This window comes from Wohlfahrtiimonas chitiniclastica DSM 18708 (genome assembly GCF_000375345.1).
Taxonomy (GTDB): domain Bacteria; phylum Pseudomonadota; class Gammaproteobacteria; order Cardiobacteriales; family Wohlfahrtiimonadaceae; genus Wohlfahrtiimonas; species Wohlfahrtiimonas chitiniclastica.
On the sequence record NZ_AQXD01000001.1, the window covers coordinates 335,724 to 361,742 of the forward strand.

Below are 26,019 nucleotides of genomic sequence, written 5' to 3' on the forward strand. Positions count from 1 at the left end.
ACAGTGGGACAAGAGAAATATCAGGTACTGTTTTATGGTGAATTAAAAGCGGGGCACAGCCAAGAGATGGCCATGCGTGCATTAGCAGGGGCGTATCACAAGGAAGATGATTTCTTTGCCTCATGGTTTAACACTGATAAAACCATCATTAAACATGAAGCAACGCGTGAAGAGGCTGAATACATTCGGGATTATTTAGCAGGGCTTGGCTTAGTGGTGGTGATTGAACCTGTGACAGTGCTTGAGTCTGCTGAGCCGTTATCCGCTGCCGATCAACAAGCAAAAGAGACAGAAAAGCTGTTAGAAGAGGCATTTGAAGAGCTGCAAAAAACCATTAAAAATGTACAGCGTGAAAATGTCACCGTGGTGAAAGTTGCCCCTGCGTCAATGTTAAAACGTGCGGGCGCCTTCATTGTGGACATGATGATCTGCATCATTTTATCAAACATCCTCCTTGAATTGGTGCTTGCGCCACTTGGCATCATCAACACATCGTTGTTATACGAATTATCAAATGCATTAAATGGTGCTGTGACACAAGAAGATGTACGCAATGTGGTCAATGGCTACATGGCCAATGAAAATTTTGCAGATTTAGTGATGAGCGTGATGTTTTTTGCCTTTGCCATTCAGGTGTTGTACTTTGGGCTCATGGACAGTAAGTACCGAGCCACTTTTGGTAAACGTTTATTTAAAATCCGCGTCTATTCATTGATTGGCCCTGAAGTATTGTTGCGCCAAGCGATTTTGCGTCAAACATGCATCATCACCGCATTTTTCCTTTTGGTCTCTTTTTTAAGCACCATCGGTTTGTTGATTTTATTGGGCACATTCATCATGGGCTTTTATGACAAACGAGGCTTGCATCAAACCATCTATGACCGCATCACAGCAACAATGGTGGGCATGGATCAAGGAAAAAACATCAATCCATAGTGCAATGGCCTTTTTTTTAGTATCATAAAGGTTTTGAACTCTCCCTTGATCAAGAATAAAACGCGTATAAGGAAGCAACCATGAGTGGATCAATCGGATCTTTATTGTTAATAATCATTGCTGTGGCAAGTGGTATCTATTGGTTTATCTTAAAAAGACAAAACGATGAAGAAGACAATGACCGCATTGAGCCACACATTGATCATCGTTTTTCTGAATTCAGTCAGCAAGCATTGCCAAAAGATGAAGGCGATGATGACACCGCGACAGAATCTGTACAAACAGCCGTGGTTGAAGCGACAGAAGTTGCGGCAGAGCCTGCACCAAAAGCGGCTGTGCACAGCGCCCCTATTGAACCAAAAGTTGAGCCTGCTGAAAAGCGCGCCGCGGAACGATTGCCAGAAGATTCTGAAGATCTCGACGATGAGCTTGAGGAAAATGATGAGCACGTAGAAGATCACGCGCCTAAAGTCAGCTTCTTTACCCGCATGAAAGAGATGTTTGCAGGCAGCAGCAATACAGAAGATGACAATAATGATGAGGTTCAACTTGCGCGCCCTGAAGCGGTGCGAACCGTTGCGCTCATTTTGCGTGCACCAGATGATCAGCCTTATTCCGGTTATGAAGTGTTAGAAACTGCCAAACAACTTAAATTGATGGTGGGCACCGATGGCTTTTTACAGCAAATTGTCACTACGTATTTAGGTGATGAGCCCATGTACAGCATTGCGAACATGATTCATCCAGGCAGCTTTGACACGCCCGATATTTTAGAGGCTGAAATTCCAGGATTGCTCTTTTTTGCAAGCATTCCGGGGCCTGATCCACAAATGGATACGGTGGAAAACTTGATTCGTGCTGCTGCCTTCTTTGGGCAAAGCATTGGCGGCACGTTGCTTGATGAGCATCAGCGTCCGGTGGATGCTGAATATGTTCAAAATTTAGTGGCACAAGCGCGCGCAGAAGAGAAGAAAATCTGGGCCAAACACCGTTCACATCGTTAATGCTAGATGCATTGCGTGATCAAATGTTCTTAAAAATCGCTTTTTTAAGAACATTTTTTTATCGAAAAAATTTAGGCAAAATTGCAAAGGAATCCCATGAGTGAGTCCATTGAAGCGCGCATGCGTGCACTCGTTGATGAAATTAATCGTCAAAATTACAATTACCATGTGCTTGATCAAATTGAATTGACCGATTCAGAGTTTGATGCATTGTTTCAGGAATTAAAGACCCTTGAAGGGCAATATCCTCAGTACATTTTGCCCAACTCTCCCACTCAAAAAGTGGGCGGCACCATTTTAAAGGGCTTCACAGAAGTGATCCATGAGATGCCGATGCTCTCATTAGACAATGCTTTTAAAGAAGAAGATGTGGTGAAATTTGATGAGCGCATCCGAGAAAAACTCACGCGTGATGAAATGATGCGCTTAAATTACTGGGCAGAGCCAAAGTTAGATGGTTTGGCCATCAGTATTTTGTATGACAATGGTGTTTTGGTGCGCGCAGCAACCCGTGGTGATGGGGTGCGCGGTGAAGATGTCACGGAGAATGTGAAAACCATTCGTTGCATTCCCCTTGTTTTAAAGGGTGATTTTCCAAGCCGTTTAGAAGTGCGCGGTGAGGCGTTTATGCGCCGTTCAGTGTTTGATGCATTGAATGCTGCCCGTTTAAAAAAGCATGAAAAACCCTTTGCCAATCCAAGAAATGCCGCAGCAGGCAGCATTCGTCAGCTAGACTCTAAAATTGCCGCAGAGCGCCAATTGAGTTTTTATGCCTACAGCATTGGCATCATTGAAAATAATCCGAAGCCTTTTTCAGCACATTCTGAGGCCCTTGCAGGCTTAGAATCCTATGGTTTACCCATTTGTCCATTAAATGAGCGCGCCGCATCGGTTGCGGATTTATTGGCCTATCAAGCAAAAATTTTGGCTGAACGTGATCAATTACCCTATGAAATTGATGGCGTGGTGTACAAAGTGGATCAATATGATTTACAAGAGAAATTAGGCTTTGTTTCCCGTGCGCCACGTTTTGCCATTGCTCATAAGTTTGTGGCGATGGAAGCGCGCACCACGGTGCTTGATGTGGATTTTCAAGTGGGTAGAACGGGTGTGATTACACCGGTGGCACGTTTAGAGCCTGTCAATGTCGCAGGCGTGATGGTGTCAAATGCCACACTGCACAATGAAGATGAAATCAACCGTCTACAAGTAATGATTGGGGATGAAGTGATGATTCGCCGTGCGGGGGATGTGATTCCGCAGGTGATTCGCGTGGCGCTTGAGCACCGTGATGAGGAGAAAGTGCGCGCCATTACATTCCCTAAAACATGTCCTGTGTGTGATTCGCCCGTGGAACGTATCGAGGGGGAAGCCGCTTTGCGTTGTACAGGTGGCTTTAGCTGTAAAGCACAGCGCATTGAGCGTTTAAAACATTTTGTTTCCCGTAAAGCGATGGACATTGATGGCCTTGGGGAAAAGTGGCTAGAGATTTTTGTGAATGAAGGTTTGGTGGAAGATCCGGCGGATTTATACACCTTAACGAAAGCGCAATTGTTAGAACTGCCACGCATGGGGGAGAAATCGGCCGATAACGTATTGGCAAGCATCGAAAAAAGTCGCACGCCACGCTTTGCACCTTTCATTTATGCCCTTGGCATTCGTGAAACAGGGGAAGCCACTGCGCGCGTATTGGCGAGCGAGTATCCCTCCTTAGCAGCATTGCGCGCAGAAACGGCAGAAAATTTCCAAAAGATTGATGACATTGGTCCAGTCATGGCCAATCATTTGGTGGAATTTTTCAAGCAGCCGCAAAGCTGTGAATTGCTTGAGCGATTATTAACGCACATTACGATTGAATATCCTCTCATTGTTCAAAAAGATGCAGCTGCCTTGCCATTATTGGATCAAACTTGGGTGGTGACAGGCACATTGCACCATTTTACCCGTGAGAGCATTAAAGAGCGTTTGTTGAGTTTAGGCGCAAAAGTGTCAGGTGCCATTTCAAAAAATACCACCGCATTATTGGCGGGTGAAAAAGCAGGCTCAAAGCTTGCCAAAGCTCAAGAGCTCGGCGTGATGGTGATGAGTGAAGATGAGTTTTTAGCACAGTATCCTGAGTGATGGAGATTTCGCCCATTGCCATCATTGATGGCTGCTATCCTGAGAAATTTGGCGTGCCTCGTCAGCCGCGCTTGGTGAACAGTGCCACAGCGTGGGTGCGTTTGCTGCCGCCTTATCGTTCGATGGATTTTATCGACGGGTTATTGCAATTTAGCCACATTTGGTTGGTGTTTGGCTTTCATCAAAATGAATGGCAGGGGGATGCGAAGGTGCGCCCGCAGCGCTTAGGCGGCAATCAAAAAATGGGCGTTTTGGCGACGCGTAGCCCGTATCGTCCAAATGGTTTGGGGCTATCGGCGGTTGAAATTGTGCAAATTGATGCGGATGAAATCGCCATTGAGATCGCCGGGCACGATTTGATCAATGGCACGCCCATTTATGACATCAAGCCTTATATTCCATTTACGGATGCCATTTTAACCGCGAGCACTACATTTGCACCTGCGCCGCCTATGGTGTATGAGGTGAAAATTCATGATGACATTGCTGAGAAATTTGCGTCGTTACCTGTGGCAACACAAGATTTTATTAAAGATGTCATCAGCCAGAATCCGCGCCCTGTGTATCATAAAAAGACCGATCGCATCTATGGCGTCAGTTTAGGGCAGTGGAATGTGCGCTTTCGATGGGTGGAAGATCATCCAGAGATTTGTGGCATTGAACCTTTGTCTACACCATAAAAAAGGCCCCATAAAGAGGCCAAACGCTTAGGACTTGAGTGAAATAAACGTTTAACTGAGGGCTTTGGCCAATGCGTGGAATTTCTCGATTTGATCTGGGAAAATCACGCGGTTTTCATCGCGGCCTAAAAAGATTTTAAACATGATGCGGCCTTTTAAGTCCGTCAATAACATGCTGTATGTGGCTGAGCCTCTAAATGGACGTTCGATAAAATAAATGGCGTCACAGTTATCAAACTTTAAATGGCCACTTAAACCCGATTCATGGCTGAGGTTATAGTAACCGTGTGCCACTGAGCCTTCAGGAAATGGTCCTGAGAATTCAAAAATGGAGCCCGATGAATGGATAATGGTGGTGACTTTACCCCATGTGGCCACTTCTTTCAGTAAGGTTTGAAAGTGTGCGCCATCAATTTTTGTCCAAAAGTTTTCGGGTAAGCATTCGATCATTTGAGCTTCTGAGGCATTGTGTTCTTCAGCTAAGGATTCAAATAATACGCCAGGATTTTCGGCCAATTGTGCTTTAAGGGCGGTGATTTGTTCAGGGGTCATGAATCTTCCTTTGTGTTAAGAATATATGCAAGCGACCGAAAGGGGTAGTGTGATAAAGAGGTTGTCATCAAACTATTTATCCATCAGCGAGGGGGAGCTTTAGGACAATCAACCATCAGGGAGCGGTGATGATTGAGATCGCTTGCATATATGTTCAGTTAAGCAGAGTGAGCTTGGCCGTGGCCGCGATTTTGCATTCTTTCATAGTCTGCTTCGCGCACGTGACCTTTGCCACCATTGCCTGTTAAGTGTTGGATGTTTTCAGGATTTTGTGGATCTAAGCGGAATGCTTTACCAAAACCTGTCACCAATGTGCCTTTTGTGGGCGTTAAACGAAAGAGACGAAAATCGCCCATCTCTTTTAAAACATTGACGGTTTTGCCTGCACGCAAAGTCAATGCTTCAATGCCTTTGTCAAACTCAGGATGGTCGCGCTCGATTTCTGTGGCATTCACTTGATAGCTCACGCGCTTACGACCATAGATGTTACGTGTTTTACTCTCATCATCGACAATCATGATGTTAAATGTAGGGTGATTTTTAACGTGTTGTGTGTGGGCAGCGATGTCCGCAATGAAGATGTAATACGCGCCATCGACATGTGCAAAGGGTGTATAACTGGCATGTGGAATGTTGTCGCTGTCCATTGTCGCCATTAATAAGGTGAGGTTTTCATCATGTAAGCGATTGAGCTCAGGTGCGATTTGGGCAAACAATTCAGCGCCTTTATTATCAATCACTTCTACGTTAAATTCATTGGATTGCATGTGTCAAGTTCCATGTTCATGTGGGTGGGAAAATTGATAAAATTGATTGTAGCAATAAAAATCTTATATGTGAATAGCAATCATTAATAAATAGTAACTATTCTCATATAAGACTATTTTTTGAGCTTGTTTATTTTGCTTATCCCATTGTTTTTTAATCATAAAAAAAATGCTGCCCATGCTAAGAATTATCCAGGATAAAAACTAGAACTATTGACAAAATAAGGTAGAATGAATGCTTTTCTTTGTTTAATTAAATCAATTGGAAGAATGCCGTATGAAACCTGCGTATCATCATAGCGATGTTGAAAAGAGTGCCCAATCCTATTGGGACAATCATCAAACCTTTAAAGTTGCCGACCATGTGGAAGGAAAAGAGAACTATTATTGCCTCTCTATGTTCCCATATCCATCTGGCAGACTGCACATGGGGCATGTTCGCAACTATACAATTGGCGATGTGATGAGCCGTTACATGAGCATGAAGGGTTATAATGTGCTTCAGCCTATGGGTTGGGATGCGTTTGGTATGCCTGCTGAAAATGCGGCGATTGACAATAAAGTCTCGCCATATGAATGGACGAAAAAGAACATTGACTACATGAAAAACCAATTGAAATTATTGGGTTTTGGTTTTGACTGGAGTCGTGAAATTACCACTTGTGAGCCTTCTTATTATGGTTGGGAACAATGGTTGTTCACTAAATTGTATGAAAAGGGCATCATTTACCGCAAAAACGGCATTGTGAACTGGGATCCGATTGATCAAACCGTATTGGCAAATGAGCAAGTGATCGATGGTAAAGGTTGGCGTTCAGGGGCAGAGATTGAGCGCCGCGAAATTCCGATGTATTACTTTAGAATCACCGATTATGCTGAAGAGTTATTGGATGATTTAGAAACTCTGACCGATTGGCCGTTGCAAGTCAAAATCATGCAAAAGAACTGGATCGGTAAATCTCAAGGGATGGAAATTGGCTTCCCGTATGAAAATGGCGTGATGAAAGTCTTCACAACGCGCCCCGATACATTGATGGGTGTGAGCTATGTTGCCGTTGCGCCAGAGCATCCGATTGCCCAAAAAGCGGCACAAAACAATCCACAATTACAAGCCTTCATTGAAGAGTGTAAAAAAGGTGGCACCAACGAAGCGGACATTGCCACACAAGAGAAAAAAGGCATGGCCACGGGCGCATTTGTTCAGCATCCTATTACAGGCGAAGATTTACCAGTTTGGGTGGCGAACTATGTGATCATTACATATGGTGAAGGTGCTGTGATGGCGGTGCCTGCGCACGATGAACGTGACTTTGAATTTGCCACAAAATATGGTTTACCCATCAAACCTGTGATTGCAAACAATGCAGACGATCAAAGCTACAGCACATGGCATGCAGAATATGCAGAGCACGGCGCACTCATCAATTCAGGTGAGTTTGATGGTTTAACGTTTGATGATGCGATTGCGGCGATTGCCAAATGTTTAGAAGCAAAACAATTGGGTGAGATCAAAACGCAATATCGTTTACGCGATTGGGGGATTTCTCGTCAACGTTATTGGGGTTGTCCAATTCCGATCATTCATTGTGAATGCTGTGGCGATGTGCCAGTGCCTGAACAAGATTTACCGGTGGTGTTGCCCAATGATTTGATTCCAGATGGTTCTGGTAATCCATTGAATAAATTGGACAGCTTTGTCAATACAACGTGTCCAAAATGTGGTGCACCTGCCCGCCGTGAAACCGATACCATGGACACCTTTATGGATTCGTCTTGGTATTATGCGCGCTTTGCCTCTTATGATTGCCAAACCGCGATGTTAGATGAACGCGCAGAAAAATGGTTGCCAGTGGATCAATACATCGGCGGCATTGAACATGCGATTTTACATTTGTTGTATTCACGTTTCTTCCATAAATTGATGCGCGATGAAGGTTTGCTTGGCGATCCTGCAAAAGCACCAAAAGAGCCGTTTAAAGCTTTATTGACGCAAGGCATGGTGATTTCACCTTCATTCTATCGTCATACGGCTTCTGGTTACACTTGGTACAACTTAGATGATGTGACGCCTGTGGTGGAAGATGGTCAAACCACTTACATCTTAAAAGCCGATGGCCAGCCTGTGACGTTTGGCGGCGTACAAAAAATGAGTAAGTCGAAAAACAATGGTGTGGATCCTGAATCTATCATTAATGAATTCGGTGCAGATACTGCGCGTTTATTCATGATGTTCAGTGCACCGCCAGAGCAATCTTTAGAATGGTCAGTCTCTGGTGTAGAAGGGGCACAGCGCTTCTTAAAACGCTTATGGACATTTGGTTACGAATGGCAAGATTCATTGGCTAAAGTGGTTGAATTTGCGCCTTCGCACAAAGCATCTAAAGACATTCGTCGCGTGGTGCATGCTGAATTGAAAAAAGCATTGTTTGACTATGATCGTCATCAGTACAACACTGTGATTTCTGCATGTATGAAGATGTTAAATGCTCTTGGCGAGTTAGATGATTCAGAAGAAGCCATGTATGTGCGCAATGAAGGTTTTTCCATCATGCTTCGTTTGTTGTACCCGATTGTGCCGCATATTGTGCATGAGTTGTGGACGAACATTTATCACAGCAAAATTGAAGATCAAGCATTGCCAACCGTGGATGAATCAGTATTGGTGTTAGATGAAATCAATTATGTTGTGCAAGTCAATGGTAAATTGCGCGGTGAGTTTGTGATTGCAGCCTCTGCACCAAAAGAAGAAGTGGAAGCAATGGCTTTAGCGAATGAAGCTGCTCAGCGCCATTTAGAAGGCTTAAACGTTCTAAAAGTGATCGTGGTGCCTAAAAAATTGGTGAACATCGTGGCAAAATAATACCTTGATGTCACTCAATAGAACGATCCACCTCAAAGTTTGAGGTGGATTTTTTTATGCCCCTTTATTGGCCAAATCCCGCACACTGCGGCGAATGCCGATGAGGACAAATAACGCTGGCACAAATAAAAATGCGGTGAAAATAAAGAAGTTTTGCCAACCATAATCTTCCACTGCAAAGCCTGAAAACGAGCCAAAGATGCGTAAAGCAAAGGCCGCTAGGGCACTTAACATGGCGTATTGTGTGGCAGAGTAGGATTGATTGCACAATAAACTCAAATACGTGATGAATACCGCACTTGCAAAGCCGCCAATGAAGTTTTCGAGTGAAATGGCCAATGTTAAAGACAATGAAGTGGGGTGATGGAGAATCAATAAATACCCCAAATTGGTGAGCCCCATTAAAATCGCAGAGGCCACCAACGCTTGATATAAGCTGATGCGGCTGATGATTTGCGCGGATAATAGTGCACCAACCAATGTGGCAATGAGCCCGTATACCTTACTGATCAAGCCAATTTGTGCACCTGTGTATCCCATTTCATTATAAAAGGCTGAGATGAGAACGCCAGCAATGGCATCAGGCATTTTAAATAAAATGATGAACAGTAAAATCCATGCCGCTTGTGGGCGGCTGAGAAAATTCTGTAAAGGCACAATGATGTATTGTAAAACGGTTTCTAAGGCTGTACGCTGCGTTTGAATGGCATTGACGGTGGCTTGACTGGTCTCTTTAACAAAGAATAGCGTGATGAGCGTAATGATGCCAAAGAGGGTCGCAATTAGCATAAAAATCGTGTGCCAAGGAACGAAATCTGCGGCATATAAAACCGCCGCACCCATCAGCAGCATGGCAATGCGGTATGTCACTTGCGATAAGCCAGAGCCGTAAGATTGCTCTTGTGCTGTTAAATAATCAATGCGGTAAGCATCAATCACAATGTCTTGACTGGCTGAAGCACTGGCCAATAAAAAGATTAAGAGGGGGATGATGCCGATGTGTTCTTTAGGATTCACAAAGGCAAGGGCGATGAAAATAAGGGTCAATAGGGCTTGAAAGAGCACAATCCAGCTCTTTCTGCGGCCTAAATGTTTAAGTAGCCAAGGGCGTTTTTGATCCAGCCACGGCGCCCAGATGAATTTAAACACATAAGGCAAGCCCGTGAGGCTCATCAGCCCAATGCTTTTTTTGTCGATGCCATAGACGGAGAGCCAATAGGTCAAAGTCGACAGCGTCATCAATATGGGCAAGCCTGATGCAAAGCTTAAAAATCCCACCGTTAAAATTTTAGAGGATAGATAGGGTTTGAGTCCTTGCATCAGTGCATTCATGCGTTATAGCCCCAATTTACGGTATTCATCTTGGAAAATACACATGCGAATGGCATTGCGATAGGCGCCGGCTGAGAAAAACTCATGGCGCAATGTACCCTCGATACTAAACCCCAATTTTGAGTAGATGTGAATGGCTTTTTCGTTCGCCTCATCCACCACTAAATAGAGCTTGTATAAATTGAGGGTGAAAAATGCGTAATCCATGGCCAATTTTGTGGCATGGCGCGCATAACCTTTGCCTTGATGTCCTGGAGCAATGATGATTTGAAATTCTGCGCGGCGATGGGTGTAGTCAATTTCCACCAATTCAACCAAGCCAATGCGTGACTCTTCATCGGCCAATTGTAAAATAAAGCGGCGCTCACTTTTGTCATGAATGTGCTTATCATACAGGTCAGAGAGCTCTAAAAATGATTCATAGGGCTCTTCAAACCAATAACGCATGATGGAGGCATTATTGTCTAAATGATGGATGAAACGAAGGTCCTCTTTTTCTAAAGGACGAATGCGAAGATTGTTGCTCATACGGCTTCCTTAAAATGAATTAGTAACGGCTCCATTTGCGTTTTTGGTTACGATAGCGCAATAGGCGCGGTAAAATGGAGGTGCCAAGGACAATGCCCGCAAATAAGATGCTCGCGCCTTTTAACCATTCATCGCTGCGTTTGTTCTCTTTGAGGGTAAAGTTTTCGCTTTTGAGTTGTTTTAATTCAAGGGCTTGTTGCATGTTGCGTTCGGTGAGCACTTGATTATCATTGTCGATGTCCACGGCATTTTTATTGATCTGCTCTAAATAAGTGACACGATTGGTTTGCACATCTAAAGCTTGCTCAAGTTTCTTTTGATTCTCTTTGAGGGCATTGATCAGATGATCTTTCTCTTCGGTCTCTTTTTGTAGGGCATTGATCTTTTTTTGTAGGGGTTCAAACTCTTCTTTGGCCATCTCCACAAATTCACGCGCGGCCGGTTCATCCATCACAAAGCTTTTATGAATCCATCCGCGGGATTTGTTGTCACCATAAATGACATCATAGTGCTGACGATTTTCGCCCACAATGGTGAGTTTTTCGCCGGCAGTGAGCATTTTAACAATGCGGCTGGTTTCATTAGCTGCAGAGCGAATAGGTGCTTGTAATTGATCCGTCACATATTTGACATTGTTTTGCGCATGGGCAGATGTCAACAGAAGGGTGAGGGATAATAAGGGGATGAGAGATTGACGTAGCTGCATTCTATTCCTTAATGTTCGTGACCTAAAGGAAAGGCATTATAAACATAAATGAGGGAGATTGCAGCATGTATTGTCAGGGCGACTCAAGATGGTGGGCCTTGTTGGACTTGAACCAACGACCACTCGATTATGAGTCGAGCGCTCTAACCAACTGAGCTAAAGGCCCAAGAGATATGGTAGGCATAAATGGATTCGAACCATCGACCCCCACCATGTCAAGGTGGTGCTCTAACCAACTGAGCTATATGCCTATGAGTAAATAGGGGTGTGATTATATCGGTTACTTTTCAAAGTAGCAAGCTTTTAAATCGCACATTAATTAGCCATATCTATTAGTTCATTGAATCTCTAGCATAATTTTGCCAATATGCTCGCTCGATTCCATTAAATCATGCGCTTTTCCGGCTTCTTCTAATGGGAAAACGGCATGAATGACGGGTTTAAATTCACCGTTTGCCACCAGTGGCATCACTTTTTCTTTTAATGCCTCGGTGATTGCTGATTTAAAAGGAATGTCGCGGGCACGCAATTGACTGCCCGTTAAAGTTAAGCGTTTACCCATGATTTTGAGCAAATTACATTCAACCTTAAAGCCCTTCATGGCATTGATGTAGACCAAACGTCCTTCAACATTGAGCACATTGAGGTTTTTATTAAAGTAATCACCGCCAATGATGTCAAGCATCACATCCACATGATTGAAGACAGCTTCAAAATCTTCCGTTTTATAGTTCACAGCTTTTGCACCTAAAGATTCACAAAAGGCTTTTTTTGCATCACTGCCAACCGTTGTGAAGACGTCTTTGGCACCAAATAAACGCGCCAATTGAATGGCGGTGATGCCAATGCCGCTGGTGCCACCGTGCACCATAAAGGTTTCACCGGCTTTAAGTTGTCCGCGGTCAAACACATTGCTCCACACGGTGTATAACGTTTCTGGTAAAGAGGCCGCCTCAATGAAAGAGAGATTATCGGGTTTACGGATGCACATCACGCTTGGCGCTGTGACATATTCAGCATAGCCGCCACCTGTCAATAAGGTAAACACAGCATCGCCCACTTGCCAATCGGTGACATTGCTGCCCACCGCCTCAATGATGCCAGAGACTTCTAAGCCCAAAATGTCTGCAATGATGCCTTCAGGAACAGGATAATTGCCCTTGCGCTGACTGACATCTAAACGGTTAATGCCGGCAGCTTTCACTTTAATCAACACTTCATCGGCTTTGACATCGGGGATGGGGCGCGATTCGATTTTAAGGACTGAAGAGTCACCAAATTCTGTAATCACCATTGCTTTCATGGGCTGTCTCCTTAGGGTTATTGTGTCATTATGATGCCAACCAATTCGGGGTGGCGTTTTCGGTCTTTTGATCCTCTTTGACGGTGAAGTTCACAAAATCAAAGAGCTCTGTGTCAGCAAGTTGAGAAGGGCGCACATTTTTAATGGCACGGAAAATGTTCTCAATGCGTCCGGGATATTTCTCCTCCCACTCTTGTAGCATCATTTTGGTGGTTTGTCTTTGTAAACCATCTTGTGAGCCACATAAATTGCACGGAATGATGGGAAACTCTTTGATGTCTGCATATTTCTGTAAATCACTTTCCGCACAATACGCCAATGGACGAATGAGGATGTTGTCCCCATCATCGCTTTGTAATTTTGGTGGCATCGCTTTGAGTGTTGAGCCAAAGAACATGTTCATGAACAAAGTTTCCACAATGTCATCACGGTGATGGCCAAGGGCAATTTTATTAAAGCCATTTTCTTTGGCATAACGGTATAAAATCCCACGACGAAGGCGTGAGCAGAGGCTACATGTGGTTTTGCCTTCTGGCACCAACTCTTTAACCACTGAATAAGTATCTTGCGTGATGATGTCAAAAGGTACGCCAAGGGCACTTAAATACTCTGGCAATACATGATCAGGAAAGCCCGGCTGCTTTTGATCTAAATTCACCGCAAAGACTTCAAAATTCACAGGTGCTTTCTCTTTAAGTTTTAAGAGGAGATCAAGCATCGCATACGAGTCCTTGCCCCCAGATAAGCACACCATGATGCGATCGCCATCTTCGATCATCTGATAATCCATAATGGCGGTGCCCACTAAGCGGCGTAAACGTTTTTCTAATTTTTTCTGTGAAACCGGAACTGATTGAGTCATGATCTACCTAAAACAACAAAGGATTAAAAGCCAATAAATGAAGCATTCTACCATTTTTTGGGTCATAAGATTATAATGGATCTTTCTTTTGCTGAATATTCCTATCGATGCTAACTGATCATGAATTGCTGCGCTATTCGCGCCACATCCTGCTGTCTGAAATTGATTTAGAGGGGCAACTTGCCATCAAGTCTGCAAAAATATTAGTGATCGGTTGTGGTGGCTTAGGCAATGCGGTGATTCCGTTATTAGTGGCGGCGGGCGTTGGGCATTTGATCATTGTGGATCACGATGTGGTGGATCTTTCAAATTTGCAGCGCCAAATTCATTTCACAACAGCGGATTTAAACCATTCAAAAGCTCATGCATTAAAAGCGCACATGCAGGCACTGAACCCTGAAGTGTGGATAGATGCCATCGCACAAAAGGCGGATGATGCACTGTTAATGACGCTCGCTAAAGATGTGGGCATGATCATCGATTGCACGGACAATTTCACCATTCGCCAAGCGAACAATCGCATTGCGCATCATTATCTCATTCCACTCATCTCAGGTTCTGCAGTGCGCATGGAAGGGCAATTGGCGGTGTATGATTTTAGATCGCCCGAAAGTGGTTGTTATCACTGCCTATTTGACGGTGCCCACAGCGATGATGGCAATTGTGCGCTCCTTGGCGTATTTGCCCCCATTTTACAGATCATTGGCGCGATGCAAGCGCAAGAGGCTTTAAAAATTCTTGTGGGGATGCCTGTGATGATCAATCGTTTGCGTGTTTACAATGGGGCAACGTGTGAATGGCAAACCTTCAAATTCAGCAAAAATCCCACCTGTCCCATCTGTTCATCGAACGAGGAAAAGTATGAATAAGAAAATTATCTATTTAGATTATGCGGCAACAACACCGCCTGCGCCTGAGGTGGTTGAACAGATGACCTTAGGATTGTCTCAGATCTGGGGCAATGCAAGCAGTGAGCACATTTTAGGTCATGCTGCCCATCGTCATATTGATGAGGCTTTGTCTGTGGTGGCAAAATTTCTCAATGTTGAACAAAGCACCTTAACCTTAACCAGTGGCGCCACAGAGTCCATTAACCTGGCATTAAAAGGCGTGATGCGCGCACAGCGTAAAAAGCACATCATTGCCATCACAACGGAGCACAAAGCCACGTTAAACACGGTGCAAGCGTTGGTGAAAGAGGGCTATCAAGCGACCTTTCTTGCCCCAAATGAAGCCGGACAAATCACCAAAGAGATGGTGGAAGCGGCCATTCATGAGGAAACCGCCATCATCACATCTTTATGGGTGAACAATGAAACGGGCGAGATTTATGACATTGAGGGCTTTAGCGAAGTGGCGCGCCGTCATAAAGTGTTATTGCATGTCGATGCCACGCAAGCGATGCCGCATTTTAAACCAGATTTTTCTTGGGTGGATTTGGCGAGTTTTACGGCGCATAAGATTTATGGGCCAAAAGGCATTGGCGTATTGTATCAGCGGGATTTTCCTAAAATTCCGATGGTGGCGGTGATCGATGGCGCAAAAACAGAGCTTGGGCATCATGTGGGTACGTTGGCGAATCATCAAATCATGGGATTAGCGCGCGCAGTGCAGTTGTTGCCGGGTCATTACGCCACAGAGCATCAACACAGTGAGCAGCGCTTAGCGGCATTGCTTGATCATCTTGCGCCGTATGGCGTGACGCGTAATGGCAAGGAAGCGAAATTAACGCCAGCCATCATCAATTTACATGTGCCGAATATTTATGGCGAAACATTGATGGCGGCAGTGTCTCAGCTCTGTTTTTCGAGGGGATCGGCATGCAACAGCGATGAGACTTTACCATCACATGTCCTCACAGAGCTAGGTTATGACACAAAGCATGCCCGAGAAAGTGTGCGCATCAGTTTAGGTCGCTATCTTTTGGCCTTTGATTTTCAGCGTGCCCTCAATGATCTTGGTACAGCCATTGCCCAGCTTCAGCACATTGCTAAGGGCGAGCGCTGTGCGACTGTGTTGCCTGTGGTGCATCAAAAGGGCAGTGACATTCATCTAAAACTCCTTCATCCACAAGATTTTACCCCTACGCATTCTTTTGAGTTAGATCGCAATGATGTGGTGATCGGGTTAGACTTAAAACATGACGGTTCAAAGGTGACGCATCTATCCATCAAACTACAAGCCACACCATTTATTTTATGGTTCATGAATGAAGCGGCGGCCCATTTACGTGGCAATGATTTGAGTGCATGGGAAAACTTTAGAATGACAGATGTGATGGAAACAAAAAACGCCCCTCAAAATGAGTTGCGTTTGGTGATGGTCATTGAAAAATTCATCCGCGAGAGCGGACAAAGTTTAAGCGCTTAACGGTTTTCGTTTTGGTGCTTTTTCTCACTGTGATAGGCGAGCAATAGGTAATCGATCATCGAGTAGAGCGTTAATGCCGATGCGATGATCAAGCCAATCTCGCCAATGAGAAAGATCGGTAAGCCAATGAAGTCAGATTCAAACAATAAGCAGCCGATCGCACCCATTTGAAAGGTGGTTTTCCATTTGCCAATCCAGGAGACCGCCACAGAATTGCGGCGCCCTAAAGATGCCATCCATTCACGCAGTGCGCTGATGGTGATTTCACGGCAAATGATGACGATCGTACATAAGGTGATGATGGCAGAGTGTGGCTGACTCACCGCGATGATCACTAAAGCCACCGCCACCACCAATTTATCTGCCACAGGATCTAAAAACGCACCAAAAGGGGAAGAAACTTTGAGTTTTCTCGCCAAGTAGCCATCAAAATAATCGGTAATGCCCGCAAGCGCAAAGAGCGAGCAGAGCAAAATATTCTTCAATGGCACATGGTAAACCATGGTGTCAATCTTCAAAAAGTAGACCAACACCAACACCGGAATGACAAAAATTCTAAAAAGTGTCAATAAATTTGGAAGATTCATCATGTCAGTGTCCTTTGGTGGTTTATCAATGACTGTATTATCGCGCTAATGGGCAGTTTGTAAATAGGAGAGCCATCTTTTCTCGCATTTTTTGAAAATGAAGACGAGTAAGAAGGTGATCAATAAGTACAAACAGGCGGCGATTAAATACGGTGTAAAGTCATAAAAGGTGGCGCGCTGCATTTTGCGGGCAACCCCTAAAATGTCTAAGTTCACAAGTGCGATCACAAAGACTTGAGCGGTACCATGGAGCATGAAGATCACTTCATTGCTATAGGCAGGCAGCGCACGGCGAAAGCCCGATGGGAAAATGATGCGGTAAAAGATTTGCCATTGGCTCATGCCCATGGCAATGGCCGCTTCAATCTCACCTTTGGCGGTGTTTCTAAATGAACCTTTAAAAATCTCTATGGTGTAAGCACATGTGTTTAAACTAAAGGCGATGATTGCACACCAGTAAGGTTGCTTCACAATGTTCCAAAGCCAAGGGATTTGGCGCAATTCAGCAGAGAACTGCCCTAAACCATAATAGAGCAAATAAATTTGCACCAAGAGCGGCGTGCCACGAAAGAAGTAGCTAAACGCCGAAACGGGCGCAGAAAAGAGCGGGTTTCTTGATAAAGCTGCAAAGGCTAACGGCAAGGCAAAGGCTAAACCAATCAAGGAAGAAATGAAGGTGAGCTGCAATGTCACCCATACGCCATTGGCAAAGAGTGGCGTGTATTCGGCCCATAAATTATTCATAAAATGCTCCTCGTACGACGCCTTTTGAGAAGCGTTTTTCTAACCATTTCACCACAATGATGGAAACTGTCGTTAACAGTAGATAACCAATGGCAACAGTGATCAAAAAGGTGAAGGGCGCGCGGGTCGATTGTCCACTTTTGACCGCGATCGCTAAAAAGTCTTGCAAGTTGATTAAAGAGACCAATGCGGTGGCTTTTAATAAAACGAGCCAGTTGTTGTTCAGCCCAGGGAGTGCAAAGCGCATCGCTTGGGGAATCACAATTTTAAAATACACGCGAGCAGGGGACATGCCAAGGGCAAGGGCAGACTCTTTTTGACCTTTAGGCACGGCTAATAAAGCCCCACGGAAACTTTCCGCCATAAAGGCGCCAAACATAAAGCCAATGGTGATGACACCTGCCACAAATGGATTGATGTGATAGATCTCAAGCCCCATGGCTTCCATCGTTTTGTTCAGTAGGGTTTGCATCCCGTAGTAGAACAAAAAGATGAGCACAATGTCTGGAATGCCGCGAATGATGGTGGTGTACGCGGTCACCGTGCCACGCACAAATCTAGATTCACTAAAAGAGCCTAACGCCGCGAAGGTGCCCAAAACAATGGCCACCATCAACGAGCATAACCCCAGTTCAATTGTGAGCATAAAGCCATCCCACAATATGTTTTTATAGAGCAGTACTAAATCGAACTGCTCTGCAACTGCATTAAAAAATGACATGGGTTACTTTCCGAAGCTGTCTTTTAAAGTTACAACACGATTGAAGACTAAGCCATCTTCTTTGCGATCACGGGCGAAGTAACCTTCACGCTCAAATTGATACGCCACTTCAGCAGGGGCATCGAGAAGAGCAGGTTCCACTTTCGCCTGTTTGATGGTGAGGGAATCAGGATTGACGTAGTCAAAAATTTCACCCTCTTCACGATCAGGATGAGGCACTGTGAATAAACGCTCATAGCAATTGACTTGTGCATCCACGGCATCTTTTGCCGCAACCCAGTGAATCACGCCTTTTGCTTTGATGCCTTCTGCATTTTTGCCTAAAGTATCAGGCACGATTTCTGCAATCACTTCTGTGATGTTGCCATCATTGTCCGCTTTATAATCTGTTGCTTTGATGATGTATGCACCGCGTAAACGCACATAATTGCCTAAGATTAAACGCTTGAATTTTTTATCTTCTGTGCTTAATACAAAGTCATTGCGATCAATGTAGAGTGCTTTTGCAAAGGGCACAATGCGTTTGCCAGCGTCTTCATTTTTTGGATGATTTGGCAATTCTAATTCAACGCGCTCATCAAAGTTTGTGAGGGTCACTAAAATTGGATCAAGCACTGCCATACGGCGAGACGCTTTATCATCTAACACATCGCGCATGCATTGATCAAATTGCTCCATTTCGATGGAGTTTTCTGATTTTGTCACGCCAATGCGTTCACAGAATAGATGCAATGCTTCAGGTGGGCAACCACGGCGGCGCAAGCCTGAAATGGTGGGCATGCGTGGATCATCCCAGCCTGTGACTGTGCCAGAGGTCACCAATTGCGTTAATTTACGCTTAGAGGTGATGGCGTATTGTAAGCTTAAGCGAGAGAATTCATATTGATGCGGTTTTTGTTCAATGCCGCAATGCTCAACGCACCAATCATACAATGGGCGGTGATCTTCAAATTCTAATGTACAAATGGAATGCGTGATGCCTTCAAATGCATCACCTAAGGCATGCGCAAAGTCATACATTGGGTAAATGCACCATTCATTCCCCGTTTGATGGTGTTCAACGTGACGAATGCGATAAAGGGCAGGATCACGTAAGTTCATGTTTGGGGATGCCATGTCGATTTTTGCACGCAGGATTTTTTCACCATCGCCAAATTCGCCATTTTTCATGCGTTCAAACAGTGCTAAGTTCTCTTCAATTGAGCGCGCACGATATGGGGAGTTTTGACCGGCTTCTGTTAAAGAGCCACGCATCGCACGGATCTCTTCTGCGGTGGAATCATCAACATACGCTAAGCCTTTTTTGATCAACAACACAGCGCATTCATAAAAACGTTGGAAATAGTCAGAGGCATAGCACTCTTCATTCCACTCAAAACCTAACCATTCAACGTCAGCTTTGATGGCAGAAACGAATTCTTGTTCTTCTTTGCATGGATTCGTATCGTCAAAGCGTAAGTTACATTTGCCCTGATAATCTCTTGCGATACCAAAGTTTAAACAGATGGACTTAGCGTGCCCAATGTGCAGATAACCATTCGGTTCGGGTGGGAAGCGAGTGTGGACATCTGATGGGCTTTTGTACTTACCTGTACTTAAGTCATTGTCAATAATTTGACGAATAAAGTTGGTACGAATCACTTCTTCTGACATGGTATCCCTTTGTAGATAAAACTTATCGATAAACTACGGAATTCTAGCATGATCAAAGCCTTTTGACGAGTGCCGAATCATATCTTCAATGGGATCTGATACTTAACATCGATTGCCTAAATGACCCGCATAAAAAAGCAGCCCGAAGGCTGCTCATTGAATCAAGATGAATGATCTATTTTTTCTTAGCAGGAGGCAAATCGGTACAGGCACCTTCCGCCACTTCTGCCGCCATGCCCACAGACTCAATTAAAGTCGGATGTGGGTGAATGGTGTGGGCGATGTCTGTCACATCTGCACACATTTCAACCGCTAAGGCAATTTCGCCAATTAAGTCACCGGCATTGATCCCCACAACAGCACCCCCTAAAATGGTTTTACTTTCAGGATCAAAGATGAGCTTCGTCATGCCTTCTTCACGTGAACTTGCAAGGGCTTTACCACTTGCACTCCATGGGAAGACAGCTTTTTCATACGCAATGCCTTGTGCTTTCGCTTCCGTTTCCGTCAAGCCCGCCCATGAAATTTCAGGGTCTGTGTATGCCACAGATGGGATTTGCTTGATGTCAAAGAAGCGTTTGTGACCCGCACACACTTCAGCAGCCACATGGGCTTCATGCACCGCTTTGTGGGCAAGCATTGGCTGACCGACAATGTCACCGATGGCAAAAATATTGCCAACATTGGTGCGCATTTGCTTATCAACATTAATAAAGCCGCGGTCTGTCACATTTACGCCAGCATTTTCAGCATTGAGCGTCAAACCATTTGGTGCACGGCCAATGGCGACGAGCACATAGTCATACACTTGTGGTTCGCTTGGGGCATTGTCACCTTCAAAGCTCACTTTAATGCCTTCTGGTAATGCTTCTGCACCCACCACTTTGGTTTTGAACATGGTTTTTGTGAAGCGATCTTTGTTATATTTTTCAAAGATTTTCGTTAAATCACGATCCGCCCCTGGAATGAAGCCTTCAGTAAATTCAACGATTTCCACATTTGCGCCAAGGTTAGAGTAAACCGTTGCCATCTCTAAACCAATGATGCCGCCGCCAATCACCAACATGCGTTTAGGGATTTCGCGAAGCTCTAAAGCACCGGTTGAATCAATGATGCGTGGATCTTCTGGCATAAATGGCAAATGAATGGCGCGTGAACCGGCGGCAATGATCGCTTTATCAAAAGATAAAGTGCGCTCGCCGCCTTCACTCAATTGAATGGTTAAATGGTGATCATCTTTAAACGTTGCCACGCCTTGAATCACGTCCACTTTACGCATTTTTGCCATCGCTGCTAATCCGCCCGTTAATTTACTCACCACAGAGGATTTGTAATTGCGGATTTCATCCAATTCAATGCGCGGTGCATCAAAGTAGATGCCGGCATGTTTTAAATGCTTTTCTGCTTCTTCTTTTGCCTTAACCACGTGTAAGAGCGCTTTTGATGGGATACAACCCACGTTCAAACACACGCCGCCAAGGGTCGAATAGCGTTCAATCAATGCAACTTTCAAGCCAAGATCTGCCGCTCTAAAGGCTGCAGAATAACCGCCAGGACCTGCACCAATGACCACAACATCGCAATCCACATTGCTTGGCGCAGCCGTTGCTGTGGCAGGTTCAACGATGGTTTCGGCCTTAGGTTCAGCTTTCGGTGCCGCTTGTGCTGTTGTTGGCGCTGCGCCCACTTGAGCTCTGGCAATCACCACGCCTTCTTTGACTTGATCACCGACTTTGATCAACACTTCTGTGATGGTGCCATCAATTTCAGAAGGTACATCCATCGAGGCTTTATCAGACTCTAACGTCACTAAGTTTTGATCTTTGTGAATGGCATCCCCCACGTTAATGGCCACATCAATCACATCGACAGCTTCAAAGTTACCGATGTTAGGAATGATGATGTCAATCACGTTTGTGGAAGTGCTTGGTGCAACTTCTTGTGCGGCAGATGCTGCAGTGTCTTGAGCTTTTGGTGCCTCTGTAGAAGCCTCAGGCTCAATCATTGCAATGGTGTCACCTTCTTTCACTTGATCGCCCACTTTCACGAGGATTTCAGTGATTTTACCGGCTTGATCCGAAGGCACATCCATCGAGGCTTTATCAGACTCTAAGGTCAAAAGGTTTTGATCAACGCTGACAACGTCACCGACGTTCACAAGAACGTCAATGACATCAACGGCGTCAAAATTACCAATGTTGGGAATTTTTATTTCAATCGCCATGAATTCTCCTTACACTAAAATGCGACGCATATCCGTTAAACACTGATTCAAATGCACAATGAAGCGTGCACCGGCTGCGCCATCGATCACGCGGTGATCGTAGGACAATGACAGTGGCAACATTAAGCGCGGCTCAAAACTTGAACCATTCCACACAGGTTTCATGTCTGTGCGAGACACGCCTAAAATCGCAACTTCAGGGGCATTGATGATCGGCGTGAAGGCTGTGCCGCCAATGCCACCTAATGAGGAGATGGTAAAGCAGCCGCCTTGCATTTGATCGGGCTTTAATTTGCCTTCACGCGCTAATTTGGCAAGCTCGCCCATTTCTGCAGCAATTTCCAATACACTTTTTTGATCACAATCACGAATCACAGGCACCACAAGGCCATTGGGCGTATCTGCCGCAAAGCCGATGTGGTAGTAATTTTTGAGGATCAAATCATCGCCATCTAATGAGCTGTTGAACTCTGGGAATTTTTTCAGTGCATGCACACACGCTTTGACTAAAAATGCGAGCATGGTCACTTTTTGACCAGATTTCTCATTCTCTTTATTGAGCTGCTTACGGAATGCTTCAAGCTCTGTGACATCACTTTCATCAAATTGAGTCACATGAGGAATCATCGCCCAGTTGCGCGCTAAGTTTGCCCCAGAGATTTTCTTAATGCGGGACATTGGCTCACGTGTGATCTCACCAAATTTGGCAAAATCCACTTTTGGCCAAGGCAATAAGCTCAAGCCGCCACCATTGGTGGTGCCGACTGCACCGACGCTACCAGCGCCTGTCATCATGCCTTTGACATAAGCCACAACGTCTTCACGCATGATGCGTAATTTAGGGCCAGAACCTTTCACTTGATTGAGGTCAGCGCCTAATTCACGGGCAAATGCGCGCACAGATGGGGAAGCGTGTGCACCTGAAAAATCCAATGCCGCTTGATTGGCTGTATTGGCAACGGGCACAGGCTGAGCAGGTGCTGGTGTAGGTGCTGCTTTTGGGGCTTCCGCTTTAGGTGCGCCTACAGGTTTTTCTTCTGCTTTGGGTTCAGGTGCTTTTGGAGCAGCAGGTGCTGCATCAGAAGCTTCGATGCGAAAGACCAAATCGCCTTCTTTTACTTTATCGCCGACTTTAACCAAAATTTCTTTGATCACACCTGCCATTTCGGCAGGCACATCCATGGAGGCTTTGTCTGACTCAAGGGTCATCAAAGAGTCATCCTTAGCGACGGTATCACCGACCGCTACAGCAATGTCAATCACATCCACTTCATCAAAGTTTCCGATGTCAGGCAGTTTAATATCTGTCAATGCCATAATCTTTTATCCTTTCTTTATTCAGTCAAAATTAAAGTGTGATGGGGTTTTTCTTGTGTACATCGATGCCATATTTGTTGATGGCGTCCACAACAACACTTGGTTCAATCACGCCTTGATCAGCAAGCTCTTTTAAAGCTGCCACAGTGACGTAATAACGGTTCACTTCAAAGAATTCACGCAATTTACCGCGGGTATCTGAACGACCAAAACCATCGGTTCCCAATACTTTGTAAGGGGCTTTAATGGCGGCACGGATTTGATCACCAAATAAACGGATGTAGTCACTTGCAGCAACCACAGGCGCTTCAGAATCATTGAGCAATTCTGCCACATGAGACACACGTGGTTTTTCAAGTGGATGAAGCATGTTGTGGCGTTCAGTGTCCTGAACATCGCGCGCTAAGATGTTAAAGCTTGGGCAACCGTAGATGTCTGCATCCACGCCCCAATCTTCTTTCAATAGATCAGCCGCTGCAATCACTTCGCGGAAGATGGTGCCTGAACCCAATAAACGTACACGTTTTTTAGATTCTGCATTCTCACCTTTTTGGAACAAGTACATGCCTTTAAGGATGTCTTTTTCTGCGCCCACAGGCATTTGAGGATGGCTGTAGTTTTCGTTCATGATGGTGATGTAGTAGAACACATCTTCTTGATCTTGATACATGCGTTTTAAACCATCTTGCATGATCACGGCCAATTCATATTGGAACGTTGGGTCATACGAGACACAGTTTGGAATCACTTGCGCTAAGATGTGGCTGTGGCCATCTTCATGTTGTAAGCCTTCGCCGTTCAATGTTGTGCGACCGGCGGTCCCACCCATTAAGAAACCACGTGCGCGTTGATCGCCTGCTGCCCACACTAAGTCAAGACAACGTTGCAATTGGAACATGGAGTAGCACACGAAGAATGGAATCATCGGCACGTTGCTCACAGAGTAAGAAGTTGCCGCAGCAATCCACGAACTCACAGCACCGGCTTCATTGATGCCTTCTTGTAACACTTGGCCATCTTTTGCTTCTTTGTAGTACATCAATTGATCAGCATCTTGTGGGATGTAGTTTTGTCCCGCTTGTGACCAAATGCCCAATTGTCTGAATAAACCTTCCATACCAAATGTACGGGATTCATCCACCACGATTGGCACCACATTTTTACCAATGGCTTTATCTTTTAAGATTGTATTGAGCATGCGCACAAATGCCATGGTTGTGGAGATTTCACGGCCTTCTTGCGTGGCAGACAATTGTGCTTTAAAGGCATCTAATTGCGGTGCTGGCAATGGATTGTCCGTTTTAAGGCGGCGTTTTGGTAAATAGCCATGCAATGCTTCGCGGCGTTCACGGAGATATTTCATCTCAGGTGAATCTTCCGCTGGGCGAATGAATTTCAACTCTTCAATCTCTTCATCTGTGACAGGCACTTCAAAGCGATCACGGAATTGACGAAGGGCATCAATACTGATTTTCTTCTGTTGGTGAGAGGTGTTTTGTGCTTCACCTTCTTGACCCATGCCGTAACCTTTGATGGTTTTAACCAAGAGCACAGAAGGTTGACCTTCATGCTTAACGGCAGCATCGTAAGCGGCGTAGATTTTGTTTTCATCATGGCCACCGCGGTTGAGGCGCCAAATATCATTGTCAGATAAATGAGCCACCATTTGACGCAATTCAGGCGTGTTGAAGAAGTGTTCACGCACATACGCGCCATTTTTCGATTTATAGGTTTGATAATCACCATCAATCGCTTCCATCATGCGCTTACGTAAAATGCCGTTGTGATCTTGTGCTAAGAGTGCATCCCAACCATTGCCCCAGATCAATTTGATCACATTCCAGTGGTTACCACGGAAATTCGATTCTAATTCTTGGATGATTTTGCCGTTACCGCGCACCGGACCGTCTAAGCGCTGTAAGTTACAGTTGACGATGAAGATCAAGTTGTCGAGTTTTTCACGACCCGCTAAAGAGATGGCACCTAAAGATTCTGGTTCATCCATCTCGCCATCCCCACAGAAACACCAAACTTTACGTTTAGAGGTGTCTGCTAAACCACGCGCATGTAAATATTTTAAGAAACGCGCTTGGTAAATGGCTTGCATTGGACCTAAGCCCATCGATACCGTTGGGAATTGCCAGAAGTCATTTTGTAACCAAGGATGTGGATACGATGGCAAACCTTTGCCATCCACTTCACGACGGAAGTTGAGCATTTGTTCTTCTGTGATGCGGCCTTCTAAAAATGCACGCGCGTAAATGCCTGGGCTTGAATGGCCTTGGAAGAAAACTAAGTCGCCGCCATGGTCATCACCATCAGGGCCATGCCAAAAATGGTTAAAGCCCACTTCCCACATCGTGGCAAGGGAGGCATAACTTGCGATATGGCCGCCGAGGGATGAGTCTGCTAGATTGGTTTTCACAATCATTGCCATGGCATTCCAGCGGTTATATGCACGGATTCTATGTTCGATATCGGAGTTGCCAGGGTATGGCGGTTGTTCGTGAACAGGAATGGTATTGATGTATTCCGTTGTACCAGAGAAAGGCACTTCGATGCCATCGCGATGAGTACGCTCAATGACACGTTCAAGCAAATAACGCGCACGTTCCTTGCCTTCAGTTTTGATGACACTTTCAATGGAGGCAATCCAATCTTGGGTTTCGATTGGATCGATATCTTGAATAGTATTTAAATCGCTCATATTTTCACCTATTTGAAATAATGTGATCGTAATAATTGTTGATTT

At 45.0% G+C, this 26,019-nt stretch carries 21 protein-coding genes and 2 tRNA genes; 7 read left to right on the forward strand and 16 right to left on the reverse strand.

Annotation, left to right across the window (positions count from 1 at the left end):
• Nucleotides 1–3: 3 nt before the first annotated feature.
• The 4 genes from B143_RS0101535 (at nucleotide 4) to tsaA (ending at nucleotide 4,741) form a co-directional block, all read left to right on the forward strand.
• Nucleotides 4–936 carry an RDD family protein gene (locus B143_RS0101535; RefSeq protein ID WP_018121906.1) on the forward strand — a complete coding sequence of 311 codons (933 nt, stop codon included), beginning with the start codon at nucleotides 4–6 and terminating at the stop codon, nucleotides 934–936.
• An 80-nt stretch (nucleotides 937–1,016) separates the two neighbouring features.
• Entirely contained in the window at nucleotides 1,017–1,940 is a 924-nt protein-coding gene (locus tag B143_RS0101540) for a cell division protein ZipA C-terminal FtsZ-binding domain-containing protein (protein WP_018121907.1), read from the forward strand.
• Between the two features lie 96 nt (nucleotides 1,941–2,036).
• On the forward strand, nucleotides 2,037–4,061 hold the full coding sequence (gene ligA, locus B143_RS0101550) for an NAD-dependent DNA ligase LigA (RefSeq protein WP_018121909.1): 2,025 nt from the start codon (nucleotides 2,037–2,039) through the stop codon (nucleotides 4,059–4,061).
• A complete protein-coding gene (gene tsaA / locus B143_RS0101555) occupies nucleotides 4,061–4,741 on the forward strand; it encodes a tRNA (N6-threonylcarbamoyladenosine(37)-N6)-methyltransferase TrmO (RefSeq protein WP_018121910.1) in 681 nt (226 codons plus the stop codon). Before ligA ends, tsaA begins: the two co-directional genes overlap by 1 nt.
• Before the next feature lie 51 nt (nucleotides 4,742–4,792).
• Here the strand turns inward: tsaA and hutX are convergent, their stop codons facing one another.
• Complete coding sequence (hutX, locus tag B143_RS0101560) at nucleotides 4,793–5,293, reverse strand: heme utilization cystosolic carrier protein HutX (protein WP_018121911.1); 501 nt, start codon at nucleotides 5,291–5,293, stop codon at nucleotides 4,793–4,795.
• Nucleotides 5,294–5,451: 158 nt separating this feature from the next.
• Nucleotides 5,452–6,060, reverse strand: coding sequence for a HugZ family pyridoxamine 5'-phosphate oxidase (locus B143_RS0101565; protein WP_008315033.1), 609 nt, complete (start codon nucleotides 6,058–6,060; stop codon nucleotides 5,452–5,454).
• Between the two features lie 277 nt (nucleotides 6,061–6,337).
• Here B143_RS0101565 and leuS point away from each other — a divergent pair, with 277 nt between their 5' ends.
• A complete protein-coding gene (gene leuS / locus B143_RS0101575; protein ID WP_018121912.1) occupies nucleotides 6,338–8,920 on the forward strand; it encodes a leucine--tRNA ligase in 2,583 nt (860 codons plus the stop codon).
• A gap of 54 nt (nucleotides 8,921–8,974) precedes the next feature.
• Here the strand turns inward: leuS and B143_RS0101580 are convergent, their stop codons facing one another.
• From B143_RS0101580 to ttcA, 7 genes are all read right to left on the reverse strand, one after another.
• Nucleotides 8,975–10,252, reverse strand: coding sequence for an AmpG family muropeptide MFS transporter (locus B143_RS0101580; RefSeq protein WP_018121913.1), 1,278 nt, complete (start codon nucleotides 10,250–10,252; stop codon nucleotides 8,975–8,977).
• 3 nt (nucleotides 10,253–10,255) lie between these two features.
• Nucleotides 10,256–10,780: a spermidine N1-acetyltransferase gene (gene speG / locus B143_RS0101585; protein ID WP_008315028.1), complete on the reverse strand. Its 525-nt coding sequence runs from the start codon at nucleotides 10,778–10,780 to the stop codon at nucleotides 10,256–10,258.
• Nucleotides 10,781–10,799: 19 nt separating this feature from the next.
• Nucleotides 10,800–11,486 (reverse strand): TIGR04211 family SH3 domain-containing protein, encoded by a 687-nt coding sequence (locus B143_RS0101590; protein ID WP_008315026.1) that lies wholly within the window; start codon nucleotides 11,484–11,486, stop codon nucleotides 10,800–10,802.
• 89 nt (nucleotides 11,487–11,575) lie between these two features.
• A tRNA-Ile gene (locus B143_RS0101595) sits at nucleotides 11,576–11,652 on the reverse strand.
• 8 nt (nucleotides 11,653–11,660) lie between these two features.
• Nucleotides 11,661–11,737, reverse strand: a tRNA-Val gene (locus B143_RS0101600).
• Between the two features lie 86 nt (nucleotides 11,738–11,823).
• On the reverse strand, nucleotides 11,824–12,789 hold the full coding sequence (locus B143_RS0101605; protein WP_008315025.1) for an NAD(P)H-quinone oxidoreductase: 966 nt from the start codon (nucleotides 12,787–12,789) through the stop codon (nucleotides 11,824–11,826).
• Nucleotides 12,790–12,817: 28 nt separating this feature from the next.
• Nucleotides 12,818–13,651 (reverse strand): tRNA 2-thiocytidine(32) synthetase TtcA, encoded by an 834-nt coding sequence (ttcA, locus tag B143_RS0101610; RefSeq protein WP_008315023.1) that lies wholly within the window; start codon nucleotides 13,649–13,651, stop codon nucleotides 12,818–12,820.
• Between the two features lie 107 nt (nucleotides 13,652–13,758).
• Between ttcA and B143_RS0101615 the strand changes: the two genes are divergently transcribed.
• Nucleotides 13,759–14,520 carry a HesA/MoeB/ThiF family protein gene (locus B143_RS0101615; RefSeq protein ID WP_018121914.1) on the forward strand — a complete coding sequence of 254 codons (762 nt, stop codon included), beginning with the start codon at nucleotides 13,759–13,761 and terminating at the stop codon, nucleotides 14,518–14,520.
• Nucleotides 14,513–16,021: a cysteine desulfurase family protein gene (locus B143_RS0101620; protein WP_018121915.1), complete on the forward strand. Its 1,509-nt coding sequence runs from the start codon at nucleotides 14,513–14,515 to the stop codon at nucleotides 16,019–16,021. Before B143_RS0101615 ends, B143_RS0101620 begins: the two co-directional genes overlap by 8 nt.
• On the opposite strand, the gene pgsA is transcribed toward B143_RS0101620, so the two are convergent.
• From pgsA to aceE, 7 genes are all read right to left on the reverse strand, one after another.
• Entirely contained in the window at nucleotides 16,018–16,611 is a 594-nt protein-coding gene (pgsA, locus tag B143_RS0101625; RefSeq protein ID WP_008315018.1) for a CDP-diacylglycerol--glycerol-3-phosphate 3-phosphatidyltransferase, read from the reverse strand. The two genes, B143_RS0101620 and pgsA, sit on opposite strands and share 4 nt — an antisense overlap.
• Nucleotides 16,612–16,653: 42 nt before the next feature.
• The gene (locus B143_RS0101630) at nucleotides 16,654–17,352 is read right to left on the reverse strand and encodes an ABC transporter permease (RefSeq protein ID WP_018121916.1); all 699 of its coding nucleotides are present in this window, start codon (nucleotides 17,350–17,352) and stop codon (nucleotides 16,654–16,656) included.
• Nucleotides 17,345–18,073 carry an ABC transporter permease gene (locus B143_RS0101635; RefSeq protein ID WP_008315014.1) on the reverse strand — a complete coding sequence of 243 codons (729 nt, stop codon included), beginning with the start codon at nucleotides 18,071–18,073 and terminating at the stop codon, nucleotides 17,345–17,347. The genes B143_RS0101630 and B143_RS0101635 overlap by 8 nt, the downstream gene beginning before the upstream one ends.
• Nucleotides 18,074–18,076: 3 nt before the next feature.
• Nucleotides 18,077–19,726, reverse strand: a complete 1,650-nt coding sequence (locus tag B143_RS0101640) for a glutamine--tRNA ligase/YqeY domain fusion protein (protein WP_018121917.1) — start codon at nucleotides 19,724–19,726, stop codon at nucleotides 18,077–18,079.
• Nucleotides 19,727–19,901: 175 nt separating this feature from the next.
• Complete coding sequence (lpdA, locus tag B143_RS0101645) at nucleotides 19,902–21,950, reverse strand: dihydrolipoyl dehydrogenase (RefSeq protein ID WP_018121918.1); 2,049 nt, start codon at nucleotides 21,948–21,950, stop codon at nucleotides 19,902–19,904.
• A gap of 9 nt (nucleotides 21,951–21,959) precedes the next feature.
• Nucleotides 21,960–23,267, reverse strand: coding sequence for a dihydrolipoyllysine-residue acetyltransferase (aceF, locus tag B143_RS09650; protein WP_018121919.1), 1,308 nt, complete (start codon nucleotides 23,265–23,267; stop codon nucleotides 21,960–21,962).
• A gap of 31 nt (nucleotides 23,268–23,298) precedes the next feature.
• Nucleotides 23,299–25,974, reverse strand: a complete 2,676-nt coding sequence (gene aceE, locus B143_RS0101655; RefSeq protein WP_018121920.1) for a pyruvate dehydrogenase (acetyl-transferring), homodimeric type — start codon at nucleotides 25,972–25,974, stop codon at nucleotides 23,299–23,301.
• Nucleotides 25,975–26,019 lie beyond the last annotated feature (45 nt).

What these genes read in the sequence shown, in the direction of transcription:
- B143_RS0101540 (WP_018121907.1), top strand. Translation starts at nt 1,017, where the DNA reads ATGAGTGGATCAATCGGATCTTTATTGTTAATAATCATTGCTGTGGCA.
- ligA (WP_018121909.1), top strand. Translation starts at nt 2,037, where the DNA reads ATGAGTGAGTCCATTGAAGCGCGCATGCGTGCACTCGTTGATGAAATT.
- tsaA (WP_018121910.1), top strand. Translation starts at nt 4,061, where the DNA reads ATGGAGATTTCGCCCATTGCCATCATTGATGGCTGCTATCCTGAGAAA.
- hutX (WP_018121911.1), bottom strand. Translation starts at nt 5,293, where the DNA reads ATGACCCCTGAACAAATCACCGCCCTTAAAGCACAATTGGCCGAAAAT.
- B143_RS0101565 (WP_008315033.1), bottom strand. Translation starts at nt 6,060, where the DNA reads ATGCAATCCAATGAATTTAACGTAGAAGTGATTGATAATAAAGGCGCT.
- leuS (WP_018121912.1), top strand. Translation starts at nt 6,338, where the DNA reads ATGAAACCTGCGTATCATCATAGCGATGTTGAAAAGAGTGCCCAATCC.
- B143_RS0101580 (WP_018121913.1), bottom strand. Translation starts at nt 10,252, where the DNA reads ATGAATGCACTGATGCAAGGACTCAAACCCTATCTATCCTCTAAAATT.
- speG (WP_008315028.1), bottom strand. Translation starts at nt 10,780, where the DNA reads ATGAGCAACAATCTTCGCATTCGTCCTTTAGAAAAAGAGGACCTTCGT.
- B143_RS0101590 (WP_008315026.1), bottom strand. Translation starts at nt 11,486, where the DNA reads ATGCAGCTACGTCAATCTCTCATCCCCTTATTATCCCTCACCCTTCTG.
- B143_RS0101605 (WP_008315025.1), bottom strand. Translation starts at nt 12,789, where the DNA reads ATGAAAGCAATGGTGATTACAGAATTTGGTGACTCTTCAGTCCTTAAA.
- ttcA (WP_008315023.1), bottom strand. Translation starts at nt 13,651, where the DNA reads ATGACTCAATCAGTTCCGGTTTCACAGAAAAAATTAGAAAAACGTTTA.
- B143_RS0101615 (WP_018121914.1), top strand. Translation starts at nt 13,759, where the DNA reads ATGCTAACTGATCATGAATTGCTGCGCTATTCGCGCCACATCCTGCTG.
- B143_RS0101620 (WP_018121915.1), top strand. Translation starts at nt 14,513, where the DNA reads ATGAATAAGAAAATTATCTATTTAGATTATGCGGCAACAACACCGCCT.
- pgsA (WP_008315018.1), bottom strand. Translation starts at nt 16,611, where the DNA reads ATGATGAATCTTCCAAATTTATTGACACTTTTTAGAATTTTTGTCATT.
- B143_RS0101630 (WP_018121916.1), bottom strand. Translation starts at nt 17,352, where the DNA reads ATGAATAATTTATGGGCCGAATACACGCCACTCTTTGCCAATGGCGTA.
- B143_RS0101635 (WP_008315014.1), bottom strand. Translation starts at nt 18,073, where the DNA reads ATGTCATTTTTTAATGCAGTTGCAGAGCAGTTCGATTTAGTACTGCTC.
- B143_RS0101640 (WP_018121917.1), bottom strand. Translation starts at nt 19,726, where the DNA reads ATGTCAGAAGAAGTGATTCGTACCAACTTTATTCGTCAAATTATTGAC.
- lpdA (WP_018121918.1), bottom strand. Translation starts at nt 21,950, where the DNA reads ATGGCGATTGAAATAAAAATTCCCAACATTGGTAATTTTGACGCCGTT.
- aceF (WP_018121919.1), bottom strand. Translation starts at nt 23,267, where the DNA reads ATGGCATTGACAGATATTAAACTGCCTGACATCGGAAACTTTGATGAA.
- aceE (WP_018121920.1), bottom strand. Translation starts at nt 25,974, where the DNA reads ATGAGCGATTTAAATACTATTCAAGATATCGATCCAATCGAAACCCAA.